Genomic DNA, 19,135 nt, shown 5'->3' with positions numbered 1-19,135 from the left:
ATAAAAAATTCTTATATTTTACTGTAAAAAGAAGTAATATCATCTATTTTGATATTTTTAGATCCTATGATAATTGTATGAGACTATTTATTACCGTAATAATCATGGAAATTTTAGCTGGAGCAGAAGTAGATTTATTTGTTCCAAGTTTTCCGGATATACAAGATACATTTAATCTTTCACCTTTTATGACAGAGTTACTACTTGGCGTGAATCTAATCGCTTATTGTATTACCTCGCTTATAGTTGGTAATTTAGGAGACAGATACGGACGAAAACCAATAATCATACTTGGATTAATAATTTTTAATCTTGGTAGTTTATTTTGTGTATTTTCCAATAATTACGAAAGAATATTATTTGGCAGGTTTTTGCAAGGTACTGGAATATCAGCTGTTGCGGTTTTAGTATATGTAGTACTTGCTGATATTTATTCCGTGCAGGAACAACAAAGATTAATGGGGATTCTAAATGGTACTATTTCGCTTTCTATGGCAACCGCCCCTGTTATAGGTAGTTATGTTAATTTATTTTGGGGATGGCATGCTAATTTTATTTTATTATTTATTTTAGGGCTTATTAGCTTAGGTTTGGGAATAGTTTTTATTCCAAAAGGACAAGCTAATAGTAAAGTACAAATTTCCTTAAAAGAATATTATCCTATTTTCAAATCACCAAAAGCCATATATTATATACTTACCCTGGTGTTTCTTGCACAAGGATATTGGATATTTATTGGAATTGCCCCTATTCTATATATGCAAGATTTAGGAGTTAGTTTAGAATATTTTGGGTTATATCAAGGATCAATTGCAGCTTTATTTTCAATTATGAGCTTTACTAGCGGTTATTGCTTTAAAAAATTTGGTGTTAAACATTGCTTTTACTTTGGCATTATATGTGTAGTATTGTTTTTACTTGGAAGTATTACATTAGCTACATTTAATTTAAATGATCCACTAATAATAACAGCTGTGACGCTTTTATTATCACTTGGCATAATATATCCTATCAATATATTATGGTCAATGATGCTAGAAGCAATCCCAGATGGCAAAGCCCGTATGACTGCTATTTTTACCTCGGCAAGATTAATTCTAACTGCTCTAGGATTACAATTAGTAGGCTGGTTATATAATGGTACTTTTGCACCTCTTGGAATCACCATATGTGTTATTACGGCATTTGGTTTAATAACGTTACCTAAATTATTTAAATATGATAAGGTTTTTGAGATTTCTGATAGTAGGTAGTTCTGTCATACCTTGGTTTGACCATGGTATCCAGAAATACAAACTGCAATACTAATAATTTTATGGATACCATGGTCAAACCAAGGTATGACAACAAAGAAAAATGACCAATAATAACTTTATCTTTACAGTGGCTTTTAGATATTTTAAAGCCAAAAAAAATGAAAAATTTGTTTCTATAATTTCAGGATTTTCTTTGCTTGGAGTAATGATCGGCGTTGCGGCATTAATAGTCGTTATGTCGGTTATGAATGGCTTTCATACAGAACTAACTAGAAATATTATCGGTTTAAACGGCGATATAGTCATAAGTCCTCAAACTAGTAGTATTGATAATTACGAAGAAATCAAAGCTAAATTACTACAGCAAGATTACATAAAACATGTGGATATTATTGCTAATGGTCAAGCTTTAGCACTAGGCAAAAATAATAATAGTGGTACCTTTATTAAAGGTATTGATTTAAACGATTTAAAATTAAAAAATGAAATTTTTAAAAATATTAATTTTGGTAGTTTTGATAATTTCCACGGTAAGAATGTAATAGCACTTGGACAAGGTTTAGCTGCTAATTTAGGTGTGACAGTTAACGATAAAGTTAAACTAATCTCACCAAATTCTATTTCCACTGCTTTTGGCAGCGTACCTAGATCAAAAGAGTTTAAAGTTATAGCAGTTTTTAATAGCGGTATGTATGATTATGATTCAGCAACCATATTAATGCCGCTTGAAGCAGCACAAAATTTTCTATCTCTTGGTAATAACATAAACTTAATTGAAGTTAATACCCTACACCCTGATAAAGCTCTTGCATATTCATATAAAGTGCAACAACTATTACTAGAAAAAAATTTACAAATATTTAGCTGGCAAACTTTGAACTCAAAATTTTTAAGTGCTTTAGCTGTTGAGCGTACAGCTATGTTTACTATCCTTTCTTTAATAATTACAGTTGCTGCCTTTAACATTATCTCAAGCTTATTTATGCTAGTGAAAGATAAAACTTCCGATATAGCAATTTTAAGAACAATGGGAGCAAGCACAAATCAGATAATGCTAATTTTTATCTATAATGGCATGTTTATTGGTTTGCTTGGTACTATACTTGGTTTAATTCTTGGTATTACTTTTTCTTATAATATCGGAACTATTAAAAACTTTTTAGAAAATATAACCGGTACTAAGATTTTTGAAGCAGCAGTTTATTATCTTTATAGTCTACCATCAGAAGTAAGAAGTCAGGATATTATCTTAATCGCTTCTTTATCTATAATATTATGCTTCTTAGCAACAATTTATCCCTCTTATAAAGCTTCAAAATTAAATCCTGTGGATGCCTTAAGATATGAGTAATAAAATCCTAACTTTAAAAAATGTCTCTAAACATTATAGGCAAGGCAACTCTATTATTAGAGTATTAGATGACCTTAATTTAAATATCAATGAGGGCGAGCTAATTGCTGTAATTGGCTCTTCTGGTAGTGGTAAATCGACTTTACTACATATTGCTGGTTTGCTTGATAAACCAACTAACGGCGAAGTTATTATTGCAAATAACCAGTATAAAACAAACCATCTAATTCGTCTTAATTATTTGGGTTTCATTTATCAGCAACATCATTTATTAAAAGATTTTACTGCAATTGAAAACGTTACTATGCCTCGTCTTATTAATGGCTCTAACCAAAAAGAAGCAATAGAGGCAGCAAAAAGTATATTAGATAGTTTGGGTCTTGGCAAAAAGCTATATAATATGCCAGGTGAGTTATCAGGCGGGGAGCAACAACGTGTTGCAATAGCACGCAGCTTAATTAATAAGCCAAAAATTATCTTAGCAGACGAGCCTACAGGTAACTTAGATCCTAAAACTACCAATGAAGTATTTAACTTATTTTTAAAAGTAGCCAAGGAACAAAATACAGCTGTTGTAATGGTAACGCATAATCATGAATTAGCACATAGAATGGATAAATTATACAGGTTAAAGCATGGAGCATTAAATATGTCTTGATTTAATTTCTTAAAATAAGGATAATAATAATTAACTCTTTTATTAATAAAGGTTAATGATGGCTGAACCTATCATATTTACTCTTTTACTTGGTAGTAATGACCAAATATTAGAAAAAATACGTAAAGAACCAGTTTTAGACTCGCCAACAATTGTCTCACTTCAGACTAGTAAAGAATCACGCATATCAGATAAAGAGCGTATTTTTGCCGAAATACTGAAAGAATCCAGGGAACAAAATAAAAACCCTATTTTTAATGTCCAGCTTAATAACAATAACGTAAAACCCATTTTCAAATCACAAGATTTAATTAATCTACAAAATTTAAATATTAAGAGTACTATTACTTTTGAACATTATACTTCATTAGCAGGAAACCCTGAGTTAGCTGCTTATTGGAAAGAGATTCTTGCAAAAACTAATCATGTATTTTTTGCAAATGAACAAGATAGAGAACTTGCTATAAATGAAAATGCACTAAATAGAGATAAAGCTACTACTATAACAGATACAAATTCAGTGTTATCGGTTTTTAATAATCTTGCTGATGATAAAAAAGTTAATAAATTACTTTCCGGTGCTATACCTGACAAAGCAGAATTAGATAAGCTAATAAAAACAACTAAAAATCAAAGAGGAAGAGTAACTGTAAAAACTTGGCCCTTATCCTTAGATCAGGCAACAAATCTTATAATAGCTAAATTTGGTATTACTTCTGATGATCAAATTTATGGTCTTAAACTTGAAATTACCGAAATTTTAAAAGATCCAAATAATGCTGCTGAAAATCTAAAAAAATACGTATCTCAAATATCACGGCAATTTCAAAAAGATTTAGGAAAACCTGAAGTAAATCCTATAGATTTTAATTTCGATAGAGAGCAAGTTATGAAAAATATTCCTGATGGTACACAAAAAGAACCAACTATATCATATGAGCCTAAAGAATCAGAACAACCAGGATTTTTTAGAAGAGTCTTTAACTATTTTAAAAGTGTTATAACTAGTTACCTTGGTAAAAAAGAGGAAACTCAAACTTTTCAACCACAACCTACAACAAAAACAGAACCAGAGTTAATTGAATTACCAAAGGAGCAAAAACAACAACCGGCTTTAGCAGCAATAAAGCAACAAACTACACAACAAATTAATACTAATTCTTCACAAAAAGATTGGGAAAAAATTGGAATGACAGATCAAGCTTATAAAGCCATGATGTTAAATAACATCCCTGCTGTTACTTCTAATACTACCCAATATGATCCTTTTCGTATTCCTCTCGAAGTTAGAGATATTAACGATGTAAAAAAACCTAACCACTGGTATGAAAATCATCAAATCCAGTATATTTTGGAGGCATCTTTGGATAAAAATAATTTTTCTGTCCATGCTCCCATATCTTTAAATCAAAATATTGATCCAAGCTTATTGCCTACTGACCAAATTCCTGAAAATGTTTTGAAAAATGCCATTTCTCAAGTAACGGATGGAAAGAAGAAAGCCGCTGTTATTCCTATTGAAATGGGTTATGGTCATTGGACAGGACTAGTAGCTACATATGATGAAAAAGATAAGCAAGTAATACTAACCTTTAATGACTCACTTGGCAACTCAATTGATTATGATGGTAAAAAATTACCGAAATTAATAGATAAAGCCTTAGACAACCTCCCTAATAAACCAATTATAATTGATGAAAAAATTAAGCAGCAGGATAATAATTTTGATTGTGGAGTTTTTACTGTAGATAATCTTATCAAAATCGCCAAGGGACAACAGATTCTTAAAACAAATGCACAAGAACTTCGAAATCAACATGCAGAGATTTTAACTCAAGCTATGACCAAACAACAAGCTCAGGGGATTGGACAACAAATGCAAAAGGATCCTAAGGTACCGAATAATAAATACCAAAACATGATTAAAAGCCAAAATACGAGTAAGAATAAAGAAAGAACTCTTTAATTATAACTTTTAAAACTAAAAGCTTGATTTTTACCCTGTTTCTGCTTATGCAGGAGCGAAATATAATACTAATATATGCGACTCGGACAAACACGAAGTTTAATTTGAAAAAGGCTAATCTCTGTGGATATTTCAAAGGAAATTAACTAATTTATCAAAATGAGGAACAGTTATGGCAAACCCAGATCAAAAATCACAAGAGCATACACAAAAAACTAATTCTAATCCTTTACAAGAACCTTGGAAAAAAAATTGGAATGACTGAACAAGATTATAAAGCTATGATGGCAGATAGTAATCCTAGAACACAAACTGCTCCTGCACATCAAAATCAACCTACACAACATAATACTGCTCAAATAAGCAATGATATAGCAAATATAACAAAGCCCAATTATTTATATAATGAAGATGATATAAAAAAATATTAGATGCAAATATAGATAAGAATAAGTTCTCAATATTTCATCATGCTTCTTTAGAAGAACCAGAAATATTAAAAGATACTCTACGTGCTGCAACAGAAAATTTAATTATAGATAACAAACCAGCAATTATACCTCTTAATACAGGACACGAACATTGGTTAATTTTAGTTGCTAAACAAGATGAAAAAGGTAATGTGAAATTTATTTATAATGACCCTAACGGTAATCCGATAGGAGATCGTCCAAAAGTAACGCAATACATTAATGAAGTTTATCCTAATGCAAAAATAGAAGATCTAAAAACTCGCCAACAAACAAATGCTTATGATTGTGGAGTTTTCATATGCGACAGTGCTATTAAATTGGCTAATAATAAGCCAATTCTTACAACTAAAGAAGCCGAAAATAAAGGGCAAGAACTTCGAAATCAACATGCAAATATGTTAATGAATAAACAACCTAATAAATTTCAAAATCTTGTTGCTAGTCAAAAAACAAGTAATATTCGTACATATGGACGTTAATTACAAACGTAACCAATTTTTGAAATTTCACCATATTTTAATTTTAATGGATTTTTAATTTGATAGTTATATTTTATTAATGTACATAATTAATAATTGACATTATATATATGATATTTAGTACATTAAAATTTTTTATTATATAATAATGAAAGCTTTACATAGTAACCTCGATAAAAAGGGCAGATTATTAATTCCATATCAAATTAGAAACTCCATGAAACTAAAGCCAGGTGATGCTTTTATTGTTAATAGCCTTAATGATGAATTACATCTTGTTAGTTTGAATAAAACAGTAAAAAAAGCTCAAGTAATTTTTAAACAACATGGTTCAGGTTCAAAGTCATTTGTTGACGAATTTTTAGAACAAAAGTACCAAGATGCAAATAAAGAAAACTCTAAATTTTAATTTACAACACAAGAAACAAGCTATAAATTGATTAATGTAAGTGACCTACACGCCTGTAAAATGGCGTAACCAAAATTTCAAATAAAATGAGCATGCAAAAAAGATTAGGCAAAATGCTTAATTCCTAATATAATTACTTATAGTTAATTTTATAATTTAACATCAAATGACCACTATATTTGTGATTATTATTATAATAATGATCGCCTTATCTGCATTATTTGCTGCTACCGAAACTGCTATTACTGCTTCTTCCCCCGGGAAGATTCATAAACTTAAGGTTGCTGGCGACAAACGTGCTAAGACTGTTTTACAGGTTTTGAAGAAAAAAGAAAAAGTAATTGGAACCTTACTAATCGGTAATAGTTTAATTAATACTGTTTGTACTACTATTGCGACTACTTTATTTATTAGCTTTCTTGGTGATAATGGTCCTTTAGTTGCTTCTGCCGTTATGGCTTTTATAATTATTGTTTTTGCTGAAGTAGTTCCTAAAGCTATAGCTGTTGCCAAAGCTGAGCAATTAGCCCTTAAAATGGCTTCAACAATTGTAGTTTTTCTAAAGCTTTTTAAACCTATTAATATTGCTCTTGATTACATCACAAAAATATTCTGCTTTATATTTCGTATTAACTTAAATCCTCAAATATCCGGTACTGAAGAAGTTAGAGGCGTGATTGAGCATTACCATCAAGAGGGCGACGTATATAAAACCGATCGTAATATGCTTGGCGGAATTTTAGATATACGTAATATGACGGTATCGGAAATTATGACTCATAGGAGTAATATTATAGCTATTAATATTGATCTACCTAGCGAAGTAATAATTAAAACTTTATTATCAAGCTCGCATACACGCATACCTTTATGGAAAGATAATCGAGATAATATAATCGGTATTTTGAATTTAAAAGATTTACTAAAATCACTTTATGAGCACAATAACGATCAAAAGAAGATTAATATTAATGAGCTTCTGACGCCTCCATGGTTTATTCCTGAAAATGCACTTGTTGTAGATCAGCTAAATGCTTTCAGAGAGCGTAATAACCATTTTGCTTGTGTTGTCGATGAATATGGGGATTTGCAAGGCATCATTACTCTTGAAGATGTTATAGAGGAAATAGTTGGACCTATTACCGATGAACATGATAGGCATAGTGATGAAATTATTAAAAAATCTGATACTGAATATGTTATAAAAGGTACCACGACTATTAGAGATGTTAATCGAGAACTTGATTGGAACTTACCGGATAATGATGCAAATACTATAGCAGGGTTAATAATCCATAAAATTGCTAGAATTCCAAATCGAGGGGAAGTAATTGAACTATTTAACTTTAAAATAATAATTTTAAAGAAAATCGCTAATAAAATCGATAGCCTAAGAATTATCATATTACCTACCATAGAGGAAATATCAGACAGTGAGTGAAATTGGTAATTTTTTCCTCATTGCTATTATGTGCTTAAGTGGTTTGTCCTGTGTCATCCCGTGGCTTGTCCACGGGATCCAGAAAAACAACTTAAAACCTAACAATATTTTTAAATGGATCCTGCGGTCAAGCCGCAGGATGACAATTAAAAAACTAGATTCCCGCTTTTGCGGGAATGACATACTCACTTTCTACACCACCATCCTCTGCACTTTGCTTGCTTTTCTTACTTTAGTTTATGCCTTTATTACTTCAGATTTTTCACTACAAAATGTTTTCTTAAACTCCAGCACATTAAAGCCGTTAATATATAAAATAGCCGGTAGTTGGTCGAGCCATGAGGGTTCAATATTATTATGGTTTACTTTATTACAAATCGTTAGTTGCTGTTATATCTTCCTAATTAAAAACCAAGAAGATAAAAAATTACCTATTATTATTTTGTCAGTTATCCAACTACTTTTTAGCAGCTTTATTTATTTTACTTCTAATCCATTTAATACATTTTCCTTTATTCCTAAAGAAGGGTTAGGGTTAAATCCGATGCTACAAGATATCGCTTTAAGCATCCACCCTCCTCTACTTTATTTAGGCTATGTCAGCTATGTCGTACCTTTTACTATTGTTTGTGCAATGTTAGTGTCATCCCGCTCCTCTATGTCATTCCCGCAAAAGCGGGAATCTAGTTCTTTTGCAAATTATTTACTGGATTCCCGCTTTTGCGGGAATGACATAAGCCTCCTTAAAACATTCTCCAATATCGGTATTTTATTTACTACAATCGGTATAGCTCTTGGTTCGTGGTGGGCGTATAGAGAACTCGGTTGGGGAGGATTTTGGTTCTTCGATCCTGTTGAAAATATTTCGCTATTTCCATGGCTATCCGGCATAATACTGCACCATTCTATAGTAGTCACAACAAAAACTGGACGTATGCAAAACTGGACAATTATTTTATCGATTGTAACTTTTTTATTAGTAGTATTCAGTACTTTTTTAGTCCGATCCGGCTTTATTACTTCAATTCACTCCTTTGCATTCTCACCTGAGAGAGGTGTATATTTACTGGCAATATTTTTGATTATGGGTATTAGTGCTTTGGGGGTGTATATCCGTACTATGTCATTCCCGCAAAAGCGGGAATCCAGTTCTTCTTTGGTAGATTATTTTCTAAATTCCTACTTTTGCGGGAATGACATACGAGAGCAAGCTATAACCATAGGTAACATCCTTTTCACCTTAAGCCTTATTGTATTAATATCCGCCACGCTTTATCCTTTAGCTTATTCTTTATTTGACGTTAAACCTATTATTATCGATGAGAGATTCTTTATTAATAATTTTCTTATTTTCGTTATACCTATTCTTTTCACTATCGGGTTATTTACTACTAAAAGCTCAATTAAGAAACATATTATTATCTTAATATTATCTTTGATAATAACATATTTAATATCGCTCAAGGTAAACTTTAAGGTCATATCTGTTTTAACCACAACTGCATCTATCTTCTTAATGCTGCATAATATTTTATATTTTTTAGTCAAAACCAATTATTTCAGACAATCTTTAAAAGCAAGCACCGCTAGCATGATCCTTGGGCATTTCGGCTTTGCACTTATCGCTTTTAGTATTACTATGAATGCATTATTGCAAAGTGAAATGGACTTTACCGGAAGCGTTGGCACAAGTACAAAATTTAATGAGTTTAAAGTAACTTTGCAAAATGTTAAGTTCGCTCAAGGTAAAAATTATTATAGACAAATCGCTGAATTTTGGCTTGAGGATAATAACCATAATATAACCATACTAAAACCGGAAAATAGGCTTTATATAGTTGAGAAAGGCTTGTCACAAGAAAGCGATATATATTCTTATTTACTATACGATCTTTACGCAGTATTAAGTAATATAGACGGCGATATAATTCACGCTAAGATATATTATAAACCGATGATGAGCTTTATTTGGTTTGGGGTATTCATTACTGTTAGCGGTTTCTTAATTGGATTAATTAGAAAAATATAGTATAATAATTTTAGTAAAATAAAGTAATAATTATGTATAAAGTTAACCCTAGAGTAGATTTAGCGTTTAAAAAAATCTTTGGAGTGGAAGAGAATAAGGATTTGTTGATATCGCTTATTAATTCAATAGTTAGTGAAAAAGATCAAATTGTAGAAGTAACGCTACTTAATCCATATAATCCAAAGAATTTTGCAGCAGATAAGTTATCTATTCTTGATGTCAAAGCTAAAAGTGAAAGCGGTAAAATGTTTAATATCGAAATACAGGTGACCGACGAAGCTGACTATGATAAAAGAGCCTTATATTATTGGTCTAAATTATATGCAGAACAATTAAAAGCCGGTGATGACTATTCGAAGCTAAATAAAACAATAGGTATTCATATACTAAATTTTACTAGTATTCCGAATACTGAAAACTATCATAGTGCCTTTGAGTTAAGAGATAGAGTACCCGGTTTAGTATATTTTGAAGATATAGAGTTGCATACAATAGAGCTAAATAAATTTACTAATGCTTCTGAAGAGTTAGCAGATATAGTAAAAAAAGTAAAAGACTCTCTTGATATATGGCTAGCTTTTTTAACTCGCCATGATTTATTAAACAAAGATAAGCTACCAAAAAAACTAGATAATAAAGTTTTAAAGAAAGCCTTAATGGTACTTGAGGTTATGAATTTTAATGAGGGGAAGAGCAAAAAGCTTATGAGGATAGCTTAAAATGGCTTATGATCGAAGCTAATACTATTAAAAAAGCTAAAGAGGAAAGTAAGGCTGAAAGAAGTATAGAAATAGCAAAGAAAATGCTTATTAGAGGAAAACCATTAGACGAAATTATTGAATTTACTGACTTAACGAAAGAAGAAATAGAAAAACTGAAAAGAGAAATAACAGACTCTAATAAATAAATTGTATTTCATATGAATTTTACTGTTAAAATGGCTTAAAATTGAAGATAGTACCATAAAAAGAGCTCAAGAAAAAGGTGAGTATGATAAAGCAGCAAGTATATATAAAAAATTTATCTATCAAAGAAATTGCTGAATTTACTGACTTAAAAAAAACTTAAAAATCACTAATGCAAAATATAGAAAAAATAAATAAAGAAGAAGCAAAAAAATTATTAATAGAATTAGCTGATAAAATAGCACAATATAACCATGCTTATTACATAGAAGATAAGCCACTAGTTTCAGATGCCGAATATGATCAGCTATTTAACATCAATCTAAAATTAGAGCAAAAATTTCCTCACCTAATCCTAAAAAACAGTCCTAGCAAAAAAGTAGGTGCTAAAGTCGAAAATAAATTTGCTAAGATTACTCATAATACGCCGATGCTATCGCTTAGTAATGTATTTGATGAAGAGGATGTTAAGGATTTTGTAGATCGTATTAAAAACTTTTTACGGCTTAATGATTTTTCTCCTATATTTTGTGAGCCTAAAATAGATGGACTATCATTTGCTGCTACTTATAAAAATGGTATTCTAGTAACTGCCGCTACTAGAGGCGATGGCTATATAGGTGAGGATATAACAGCAAATATTAAAACAATCAAAAACTTTCCTCACAAAATTAACAATGCTCCGGAACTTTTAGAAGTACGGGGGGAAATTTACATTGAAAAAAACGACTTTATAAGTTTAAACCAAGAACAGGAACAGCAAGGCAAAGATAAGTTTGCTAATCCTCGTAATGCTGCTGCCGGCTCACTTCGTCAGCTTGATCCTACTATTACCGCTAAAAGACCGCTCAAATATTTTGTTTATGCTATAGGCTCTGCAAAAGAGGAACTAGCAAACTCTCAAGATCAGCTACTTGTGAAATTAAAAGAATTCGGCTTTAACGTTAATGAAATAGGTAAACTTGCAAGCTCCGAAGAAGAGATATTTGACTTTTATGAATATTTAAAAATAAACAGAGAAAATTTACCCTATGAAATTGACGGGGTAGTATATAAGTTAAATGATTTTGCTTTGCAAGATAGAATGGGTTTCATTGCTAGATCTCCAAGGTTCGCTACCGCTCACAAATTCCCCGCTATAATAGGACAAACTAAACTACTTTCGATCACAGTACAAGTAGGCAGAACCGGCACTTTAACGCCGGTAGCAGAGCTTGAGCCTATAGAAATCGGCGGAGTCATAGTTAGTAGAGCAACGTTACATAATTACCAAGAGATAGCACGAAAAGACGTTCGGGTCAGTGATTATGTATTTTTGCAGCGTGCAGGCGATGTAATTCCACAAATTACCGGAGTTGATCTTGCTAAACGTTCTGCTGATGCCACAACATTCGATCCCCCTTTATTTTGCCCTTCTTGCAATTCTAAATTACATTATGTTCCTGAAGATATTATAATACGTTGCGATAATGGACTTAATTGTCCTGCTCAGAATTATGAGCGTATACGTCATTTCGTATCAAAAAACGCTATGGATATTGAAGGACTTGGGCGTAAGCAAGTTGAATTTTTAATTGATAAAGGCTTAATTAGTAACCCTTATGACATATTCTTTTTGAAAGAAAAAAACGAAGCTAACTTAACTAAGCTAGAGAACATGGATGGATGGGGTAAAAAATCCGTAGAAAATCTTTTCAACAATATTGAAAAATCAAAAAATGTTAGTCTGCCGAGATTTATATATGCCTTAGGTATTAGGCATATTGGCGAGCAAAACGCTAAACTACTTGCTAGAGAATTTAGCAGCTATGATAATTTTATAACTCAAATGGAGTTATTAAAAGAAAATGATTCTGAAATTTATCAAAAATTAAACAATCTTGATGGTATCGGCGACAAAATGTTAGTAGATATTATTGATTTTTTTGATGTTAAGGAAAATATTGAGCTTATCAAAAATCTAAGTGAAGTATTAAATATTGAAGATTATAAAGAGACTAGGGAACAAAGTAGCTTAACAGGAAAAATAGTGGTATTTACCGGCAGCCTGCCAACTTTATCACGGGCTGAAGCAAAAGCAACTGCCGAAAAGCTTGGAGCTAAAGTTGCAGCTAGCGTATCCTCAAATACGGATTTAGTAATAGCAGGTGAAGACGCTGGCAGTAAACTCAAAAAAGCCAAAGAGCTTGGTATTAAAATTATTGATGAAGCAGAATGGCTTACACTCGTAAAAGATACTTAGGTTGTATAAAGATTTATACTTAAAAAAGTTTTTTAAAACAGGGATTGTTATTATTTCAAAAAAATTTGATAATTTGCCACAAACTAGATACAATTATATCAGTAGGATATAGGATAAATTCCAAGAAAGGTATAGCTTTTATAAAATAGGCTACTAACCTACTTAAAGAATATATTATTAAAGGCTATAATATTAATTATAATAAAATCACTCAAAAAAGATTAGATCAACTTCATCAAACAATAGAACTCAATCATTATTATAGTTGAATAAAATTCATATACTGTATATAGTACTCCATTTTCCATAAATGGTTTGCAAAATGCCTATATTCAGAAGTAATAGTACATTAAACAAAAATTATAAAAATATAACAAAAGGAGATTTTTCATCAATTAATAAAAGTGATATACATAAACTTGATCAATATGGTAATAGCATATTACATATCGCTGCAAAAAAAAGGTAATGTTCAGTTAGTTGATTACCTAATTAAATTAGGTGCTAATATCCAGCTTACGAATTATGAATCTCAGACTGCTTTAGATATTGTGAATAGCAAAATTCTAAAAAATAACAAAATGCAAAATGAATATGCTGAAATTGCTCAGTTATTAATTGATCATACCAATGATAATAATACCTTATTGCATACACCCCAAGAGAATCCACCTATAATAGAAATTATAGCTATAGACCATAGAACAAACACACATTATACTGTTTCTACAAACCAAGATGTAATGAAGATAAAGTATGCTCAAGAATATAAAAAGACTCACAATATGACATCCTCTGTCAATAAAGCAAATAATACTCCCAAAATCAAACCACAAGTACCACCAAAACCTACAAAATTATTACAAAAAACTTTCAACGATAGTACAACCTCACCTAAAAGTAAAAAGCACTTTAATTATAAAGCAGAATGGAATGAGATTGAGGAATTGCTAAAATCTTGTACAACGTTTTTAAATGATAATAATATGTAGAAGTCAAGATTTGATCTTACAGACACTATAAAAATTATATCTGAATATCTGATAAATTATGACTGTCAGATGAGTATTCAAGATATAAGATTTCATTGTTCTTTTCAATAGCTAATTTCTTACTATCCTTAAAAGTTTGCATAGGCGTTTTACCATAACAATATTTTCCTGAATGTGGTCGCTCATTATTGAAATGCTCTAACCAAATATCAAGATCTAATTGTAAATCATCAAGATCAGTGTAGATCCTTTTCCGCATAGCTGTATCAAAGAATTCTTGTGTCATAGTTTTATTAAAACGTTCACACATACCATTTGTTTGAGGAGAATATGCTTTAGTAATAGTATGTTCTATACCTTCGATACTTAGAAATAATTCAAAAGCATGATTCTCTATATTTCCCTTATATTCTGACCCGCGATCTGTCAGAATACGAAGTATTGTATGCCTTGAGTTTCATACCATGGTAACACGCGGTCATTAAGCATATCAGCAGCAGTTAAAGCTGTTTTATCAGTATATATGGTAAATTAAGTTGAAGTTTGCGTATTAAAGAATTGAATTAAAGCATTATATAATTGATCAAATTGAGTAATTGTAGCTTTAATCCATCGCTTCATATTGGCCCAAAATTTCTCTATTGGATTTAGATCAGGGGAGTAAGGTGGTAAGAATATTATCCTACAACCTACTGATTCTATTAGTTCTTTGGTCCTTTGAGACTTATGGAAAGCAGCGTTATCCATCACTACAACTTGTCCAGGTTTTAGCTCTTTTATTAAAAATTCTCCAACCCAACTTTCAAATAATTGTCTATTACATGTTCCATTAAATATCATCGGTGCTATACACTCTTTATTAACATAACCAGCTATGATATTTGTTCTGTTGTAATATTTACCGCTTTTTTTACCAATAAGTTTTTCGCTTTTTTTGCCCCATCCTCTATCTTTGCAGATATTTATCTCAATACCACTTTCATCAATATATACAAGATGTTCTATTGGTGTATCTTTTATGACCTCTTGGTACTTATCTCGCTTTTCTTGACTTGCTTCCAAGTAGGAAAAGTCTTTTTTTTATAGCTAAAACCTAGTTGCTTTAACCAATAATACGCACCCACAGAACTCATATTAAAATACGTACCCATTTCTAATAATGTGAAATTAGGATTAGAACTCACGTACAACTCAACATCTTGACTTGTTACCCGTCCTTTTTTGCCTCCTATTCTTCTTGCTAAATAATGTCCTTCGGACTTATATCTCTTATACCAATTCCTTACTGTGTTTGCTGCTATTTCAAATCTTATCGCAGTGCTATTGCAGCTATTACCTCTTTCTACATATCCTATAACTCTTTTTCTAAAATCTTGACTATATGATCTTGGCATTTTCCTTTATATATATCATCCCTATACTCAAACCTCAACTTAATTTACTATAGTTTAGCATCAGCTACTCTGCTATAGCTATCAATAAATACCTGAGAATAAACCTTACCTATACCCTTAAAATTTCCTACATAATATGTATCTTGGCATCCTAGATAACCTGGATGCTGTGTCTCAATCTCGCCATGGGCTTCTTTTTCGCTACGTCGTTTCTCTAGTACTTGTAACTGAGATTCAGTAAGTATAGCTTAATGCGATAAGATAGTGACTTAGAGTATGAGTTAGATTATACTAAATGAAAAACTTATGGCAAAGGCATATTCATACGATTTAAGAATACGAGTAATAAAAAGTTTAACAGATGGTAAAACAATAAAAGAGACTTCTGAGATATACTCTATTAGTAGGAAGACTATAATAGAATGGAAAAAATTAAAGAAACAAACCGGCGATATCAAAGCAAAAAGTGGTTATCATACAGGACATCGTAGAATAATAAGAGACATAGAGGGATTTAAAAAATTTATAGAATTAAATTTTGATAAAACCACCATGGAACTAGCTAACAACTGGAGTCAAAAAGTATCTGCAAGTACGATATCAAGATTGCTTAATAAATTAGGTTATAGTTATAAAAAAAACTTTTCTTCATCCCAAAAGAGATGTTGGTCTAAGGAATGAGTTTATATTGAAACTAAAAACTATAGACAAACAAGATTTAGTATTTATCGATGAATCTGGGATAGAAGATAATAGCTGTAGAGAACACGGGTGGAGCATTATCGGTCAAAGATGTTATGGTGAAAGGGTCTATCAATATAAATCACGGATTAGTATGATTGCTGGGGTGTCTGCCAAAGATATTATTGCCCCAATAATATTTGATGGGACATGTAATAAGGACATTTTTGAAACTTATGTACAAGAGATATTGATCAAAGAGTTAAAGCCTGGTCAGATAGTAGTAATGGATAATATTAATTTTCATAAAAGTACAAAAGTGAAAACGTTAATTGAATCTGTTGGTTGCAGTATTTTATTTTTACCAACTTACTCTCCTGATTTAAATCCTATTGAGCATTACTGGTTTAAAATCAAGAACGAAATAAGAAAAACTGTTTCTAATTTTGAGCACTTTTTTGATGCGGTTTACTATGCTCTTGAAAAAGTCACTACCTTATCGCATTAAGCTATACAATACCATCCTGAGCCATCCTTGCTTCTAATGCTTTAAGCCTTTTATTGATATTGTTTAAATCATTACGTAACCAAATTGATCTCACTCCTCCAGGTGATACAAGTATACCGCTCTTCTTAAGCTCATTTGATACTCTTAGCTGACCATATGCTGGATATTCTATTGCCATATCCATTACTGCCTTCTCTATCTATCGCTGGATCAACTCTATTGGCTATTATTGGCTTTCTTCGACTAATTTCATACAACGCTTCTTCACCACCAGTTTCATACAGTTCTTTAAATCTGTAATAACTATCTCTGCTATAGCCCATCGCTTTACATGCTGATGATATGCTACCAAGACTCTTAGCGAGTTCTAGTAATCCTAATTTTGGCTTTATTATTTTTTGATTTAAGTTCATTTCTTATCTCCATTTAATAATTAATTTATTTTACTAAATGTAAGATAAAATCTCAACTATTGCAATTAATAGGATTAGAAGCTGCAAACGGAGAAGCGTTATAGCCTAAGTTTATAATAAGCAAGACGATAAACGAGCTAAGTTATCCTAGAGTTTAATTGAATATATTTATTTCGTTTTTTGTCTTGCCCACACACATTTAGCTTCTTCTTACTCCTTAGAGCCTGTCTTGAAATTAAGGTTTAGTCAATTTTTTAAGCATAAGTGTAATCATATTGATATAAATAATATGTTCAGAAGTTTTATAGTTATGCTCATAGTCTTTACTCATACGACGAAAATTATTAAGCCAGCCAAAAGTACGTTCAACTATCCAACGCTTGGGAATCACTTTAAACCCCACTTGATCAACAATTTTACGAGAAATTGTCAGTAATGCTCTTACAGTTAAAAAACACCAAATTTGTAATGCTCCAGCATAACCACTATCTGCAAAAAATTTGATAATACTAGGATATTTTGCTTTTGCCTTGATTATTACATTTTTAGCACCATCTCTGTCTTGTATACCTGCTGAATGCACTTCACATGATAATACTAAACCAAGTGTATCTGTAACTATATGGCGTTTCCTACCCTTAATCTTCTTGCCTGCATCATATCCTCTAGCTCCCCTTTTTGGGTAGTCTTAACAGACTGACTATCTATAATCCCTACAGTAGGAGTGGATTTCTTACTTTCTTTCTCCCTTACTTTTTGGACTAATCTATCATGTATTTCTTGCCATCTACCATTCTTACGCCAACGTAAATAATAGTCATATACTGTTTGCCATGGGGGAAAATCTTTAGGTAATAATCGCCACTGACAACCACTCCTCATTACGTAACGAATGCCATTAATTATATCTCTTATATTATGTTTACGTGACCGTCCTATCTTGCAAGGACCAACAAATGGAGCTAAATGTATCCTTTCTTCTTCCACTATATCACTGGGATACATATTCCTACTTTATTATTTTTTGACAATATAAATTATTTCTTATATCTTTTCAAGACAGGCTCTAAGTAATTAAACGTAACTGTTCTAATTATGGTTTGAATTTTAAACATCTTCTCCTACAAGTTTAACTACTTCAATCGATTCTTCTTTTGGTACTAAAATACCAGTAACAAATAAATCAAGCAGCTTATCTCCTATACACATTTTTAATTCTGGTATACCAAATAAAGTAGTACTATCAAAATCCTTACAAATTAGCATGGTTTTTTCCCAATTTTCTAAAAAATATTTTTTAATTTTAAATATAGAATCATCTATTTCATTCTTTTTTTGACTTATAATTTCTTTTCCGTATTTTTCTTGTGCTTTCTTGAAATTATTAGAACATTCTTTCGAACAATTTATTTTTATATTTGAAAATTTTTGAAAAGCATTAAATAAACTTTTAATAGAATGTATATTCCCATCATTAAACCATTTATCAAAATCATCGCTCAAGCTAGCGTTAAAATTATTTTTCCACATTATAACATCATATAAATCACTTAACCTTAAAGATATTTGATTACCCAAATTTACATTGTAGGAATCCATATCGGGGTGTTTTATTAATTTATTACTAGATACTAATGCATCGAAGAAGAGTATACCTTCGTGATAAGCCATCATATATAACTTTCCTGCATTATCTTCGAAATTTACATCTGCTCCATTATTAGCTAAATGCTGTACTAATTCTAAACGATTATACTGGGTAGCAACCACTAGTAATGAATATTCCTCATTCTGAAATGTTTGACCTTGTTCATAGCTAACTTTTCTAATTAAAGGTTTATTGATATCTGAAATATTTATGCCACTAATTAAAAGCTGATCCGAAACATTACGATTCCACAAAAATGACCTTATTTCATCAAGATACATCTTTGCTCC

19 protein-coding genes and 3 pseudogenes are annotated in these 19,135 nt (G+C 31.1%); 14 read left to right on the top strand and 8 right to left on the bottom strand.

The window, feature by feature from the left end; all coding sequences use genetic code 11:
- Window positions 1-77: 77 nt before the first annotated feature.
- The 13 genes from ACICQC_RS01440 (at window position 78) to ACICQC_RS01370 (ending at window position 14,201) form a co-directional block, all read left to right on the top strand.
- The gene (locus tag ACICQC_RS01440) at window positions 78-1,253 is read left to right on the top strand and encodes a multidrug effflux MFS transporter (protein ID WP_395477122.1); all 1,176 of its coding nucleotides are present in this window, start codon (window positions 78-80) and stop codon (window positions 1,251-1,253) included.
- A 103-nt stretch (window positions 1,254-1,356) separates the two neighbouring features.
- Window positions 1,357-2,607: a lipoprotein-releasing ABC transporter permease subunit gene (locus ACICQC_RS01425; protein ID WP_395477121.1), complete on the top strand. Its 1,251-nt coding sequence runs from the start codon at window positions 1,357-1,359 to the stop codon at window positions 2,605-2,607.
- Window positions 2,600-3,265, top strand: coding sequence for an ABC transporter ATP-binding protein (locus tag ACICQC_RS01420; RefSeq protein ID WP_395477120.1), 666 nt, complete (start codon window positions 2,600-2,602; stop codon window positions 3,263-3,265). Before ACICQC_RS01425 ends, ACICQC_RS01420 begins: the two co-directional genes overlap by 8 nt.
- Before the next feature lie 58 nt (window positions 3,266-3,323).
- On the top strand, window positions 3,324-5,231 hold the full coding sequence (locus ACICQC_RS01415; RefSeq protein WP_395477119.1) for a Ulp1 family isopeptidase: 1,908 nt from the start codon (window positions 3,324-3,326) through the stop codon (window positions 5,229-5,231).
- Between the two features lie 257 nt (window positions 5,232-5,488).
- Complete coding sequence (locus ACICQC_RS01410) at window positions 5,489-5,662, top strand: hypothetical protein (RefSeq protein ID WP_395477118.1); 174 nt, start codon at window positions 5,489-5,491, stop codon at window positions 5,660-5,662.
- Window positions 5,656-6,183, top strand: coding sequence for a Ulp1 family isopeptidase (locus ACICQC_RS01405; RefSeq protein ID WP_395477754.1), 528 nt, complete (start codon window positions 5,656-5,658; stop codon window positions 6,181-6,183). The genes ACICQC_RS01410 and ACICQC_RS01405 overlap by 7 nt, the downstream gene beginning before the upstream one ends.
- A gap of 217 nt (window positions 6,184-6,400) precedes the next feature.
- The gene (locus ACICQC_RS01400; protein WP_395477117.1) at window positions 6,401-6,592 is read left to right on the top strand and encodes a hypothetical protein; all 192 of its coding nucleotides are present in this window, start codon (window positions 6,401-6,403) and stop codon (window positions 6,590-6,592) included.
- 166 nt (window positions 6,593-6,758) lie between these two features.
- The gene (locus tag ACICQC_RS01395) at window positions 6,759-8,033 is read left to right on the top strand and encodes an HlyC/CorC family transporter (RefSeq protein ID WP_395477116.1); all 1,275 of its coding nucleotides are present in this window, start codon (window positions 6,759-6,761) and stop codon (window positions 8,031-8,033) included.
- A complete protein-coding gene (locus ACICQC_RS01390) occupies window positions 8,026-10,062 on the top strand; it encodes a heme lyase CcmF/NrfE family subunit (RefSeq protein ID WP_395477115.1) in 2,037 nt (678 codons plus the stop codon). Before ACICQC_RS01395 ends, ACICQC_RS01390 begins: the two co-directional genes overlap by 8 nt.
- A gap of 32 nt (window positions 10,063-10,094) precedes the next feature.
- Window positions 10,095-10,781, top strand: coding sequence for an Rpn family recombination-promoting nuclease/putative transposase (locus tag ACICQC_RS01385; protein ID WP_395477114.1), 687 nt, complete (start codon window positions 10,095-10,097; stop codon window positions 10,779-10,781).
- Between the two features lie 8 nt (window positions 10,782-10,789).
- Window positions 10,790-10,969, top strand: coding sequence for a hypothetical protein (locus tag ACICQC_RS01380; RefSeq protein ID WP_395477113.1), 180 nt, complete (start codon window positions 10,790-10,792; stop codon window positions 10,967-10,969).
- Window positions 10,970-11,139: 170 nt separating this feature from the next.
- Entirely contained in the window at window positions 11,140-13,209 is a 2,070-nt protein-coding gene (gene ligA / locus ACICQC_RS01375) for an NAD-dependent DNA ligase LigA (protein WP_395477112.1), read from the top strand.
- Between the two features lie 404 nt (window positions 13,210-13,613).
- Window positions 13,614-14,201: a hypothetical protein gene (locus ACICQC_RS01370; protein WP_395477111.1), complete on the top strand. Its 588-nt coding sequence runs from the start codon at window positions 13,614-13,616 to the stop codon at window positions 14,199-14,201.
- Between the two features lie 34 nt (window positions 14,202-14,235).
- On the opposite strand, the pseudogene ACICQC_RS01365 reads toward ACICQC_RS01370, so the two are convergent.
- The 4 genes and pseudogenes from ACICQC_RS01365 to ACICQC_RS01350 all read right to left on the bottom strand — a co-directional run.
- Window positions 14,236-14,726, bottom strand: a pseudogene (locus tag ACICQC_RS01365) (integrase core domain-containing protein); the annotation flags it as partial.
- A 6-nt stretch (window positions 14,727-14,732) separates the two neighbouring features.
- Window positions 14,733-15,263, bottom strand: a complete 531-nt coding sequence (locus ACICQC_RS01360; protein WP_395476342.1) for an IS630 family transposase — start codon at window positions 15,261-15,263, stop codon at window positions 14,733-14,735.
- Window positions 15,218-15,595, bottom strand: a complete 378-nt coding sequence (locus tag ACICQC_RS01355; protein WP_395476240.1) for an IS630 transposase-related protein — start codon at window positions 15,593-15,595, stop codon at window positions 15,218-15,220. Before ACICQC_RS01355 ends, ACICQC_RS01360 begins: the two co-directional genes overlap by 46 nt.
- A gap of 50 nt (window positions 15,596-15,645) precedes the next feature.
- A pseudogene (locus tag ACICQC_RS01350) lies at window positions 15,646-15,840 on the bottom strand (IS481 family transposase); the annotation flags it as partial.
- A gap of 61 nt (window positions 15,841-15,901) precedes the next feature.
- On the opposite strand from ACICQC_RS01350, the gene ACICQC_RS01345 reads away from it, so the two are divergent.
- Window positions 15,902-16,784, top strand: a protein-coding gene (locus ACICQC_RS01345; RefSeq protein WP_395477110.1) for an IS630 family transposase whose coding sequence is annotated in 2 segments (ribosomal slippage) — window positions 15,902-16,228 and window positions 16,230-16,784 — 882 coding nt in all. Because the reading frame shifts where the segments join, the coding sequence is not laid out codon by codon here.
- A gap of 4 nt (window positions 16,785-16,788) precedes the next feature.
- On the opposite strand, the pseudogene ACICQC_RS01340 reads toward ACICQC_RS01345, so the two are convergent.
- From ACICQC_RS01340 to ACICQC_RS01325, 4 genes and pseudogenes are all read right to left on the bottom strand, one after another.
- Window positions 16,789-17,197: pseudogene (locus tag ACICQC_RS01340) on the bottom strand (helix-turn-helix domain-containing protein); the annotation flags it as partial.
- A 235-nt stretch (window positions 17,198-17,432) separates the two neighbouring features.
- Window positions 17,433-17,819, bottom strand: coding sequence for a transposase (locus ACICQC_RS01335; RefSeq protein ID WP_395477752.1), 387 nt, complete (start codon window positions 17,817-17,819; stop codon window positions 17,433-17,435).
- On the bottom strand, window positions 17,816-18,202 hold the full coding sequence (locus ACICQC_RS01330) for a transposase (protein WP_395476475.1): 387 nt from the start codon (window positions 18,200-18,202) through the stop codon (window positions 17,816-17,818). Before ACICQC_RS01330 ends, ACICQC_RS01335 begins: the two co-directional genes overlap by 4 nt.
- Before the next feature lie 102 nt (window positions 18,203-18,304).
- A complete protein-coding gene (locus ACICQC_RS01325; RefSeq protein ID WP_395477109.1) occupies window positions 18,305-19,126 on the bottom strand; it encodes a hypothetical protein in 822 nt (273 codons plus the stop codon).
- Between the last annotated feature and the right edge of the window lie 9 nt (window positions 19,127-19,135).

This window comes from Rickettsia endosymbiont of Pantilius tunicatus (assembly GCF_964291875.1).
In the GTDB taxonomy this organism is placed as follows: domain Bacteria; phylum Pseudomonadota; class Alphaproteobacteria; order Rickettsiales; family Rickettsiaceae; genus Rickettsia.
This window is presented reverse-complemented; position numbering and strand designations above follow the sequence as displayed.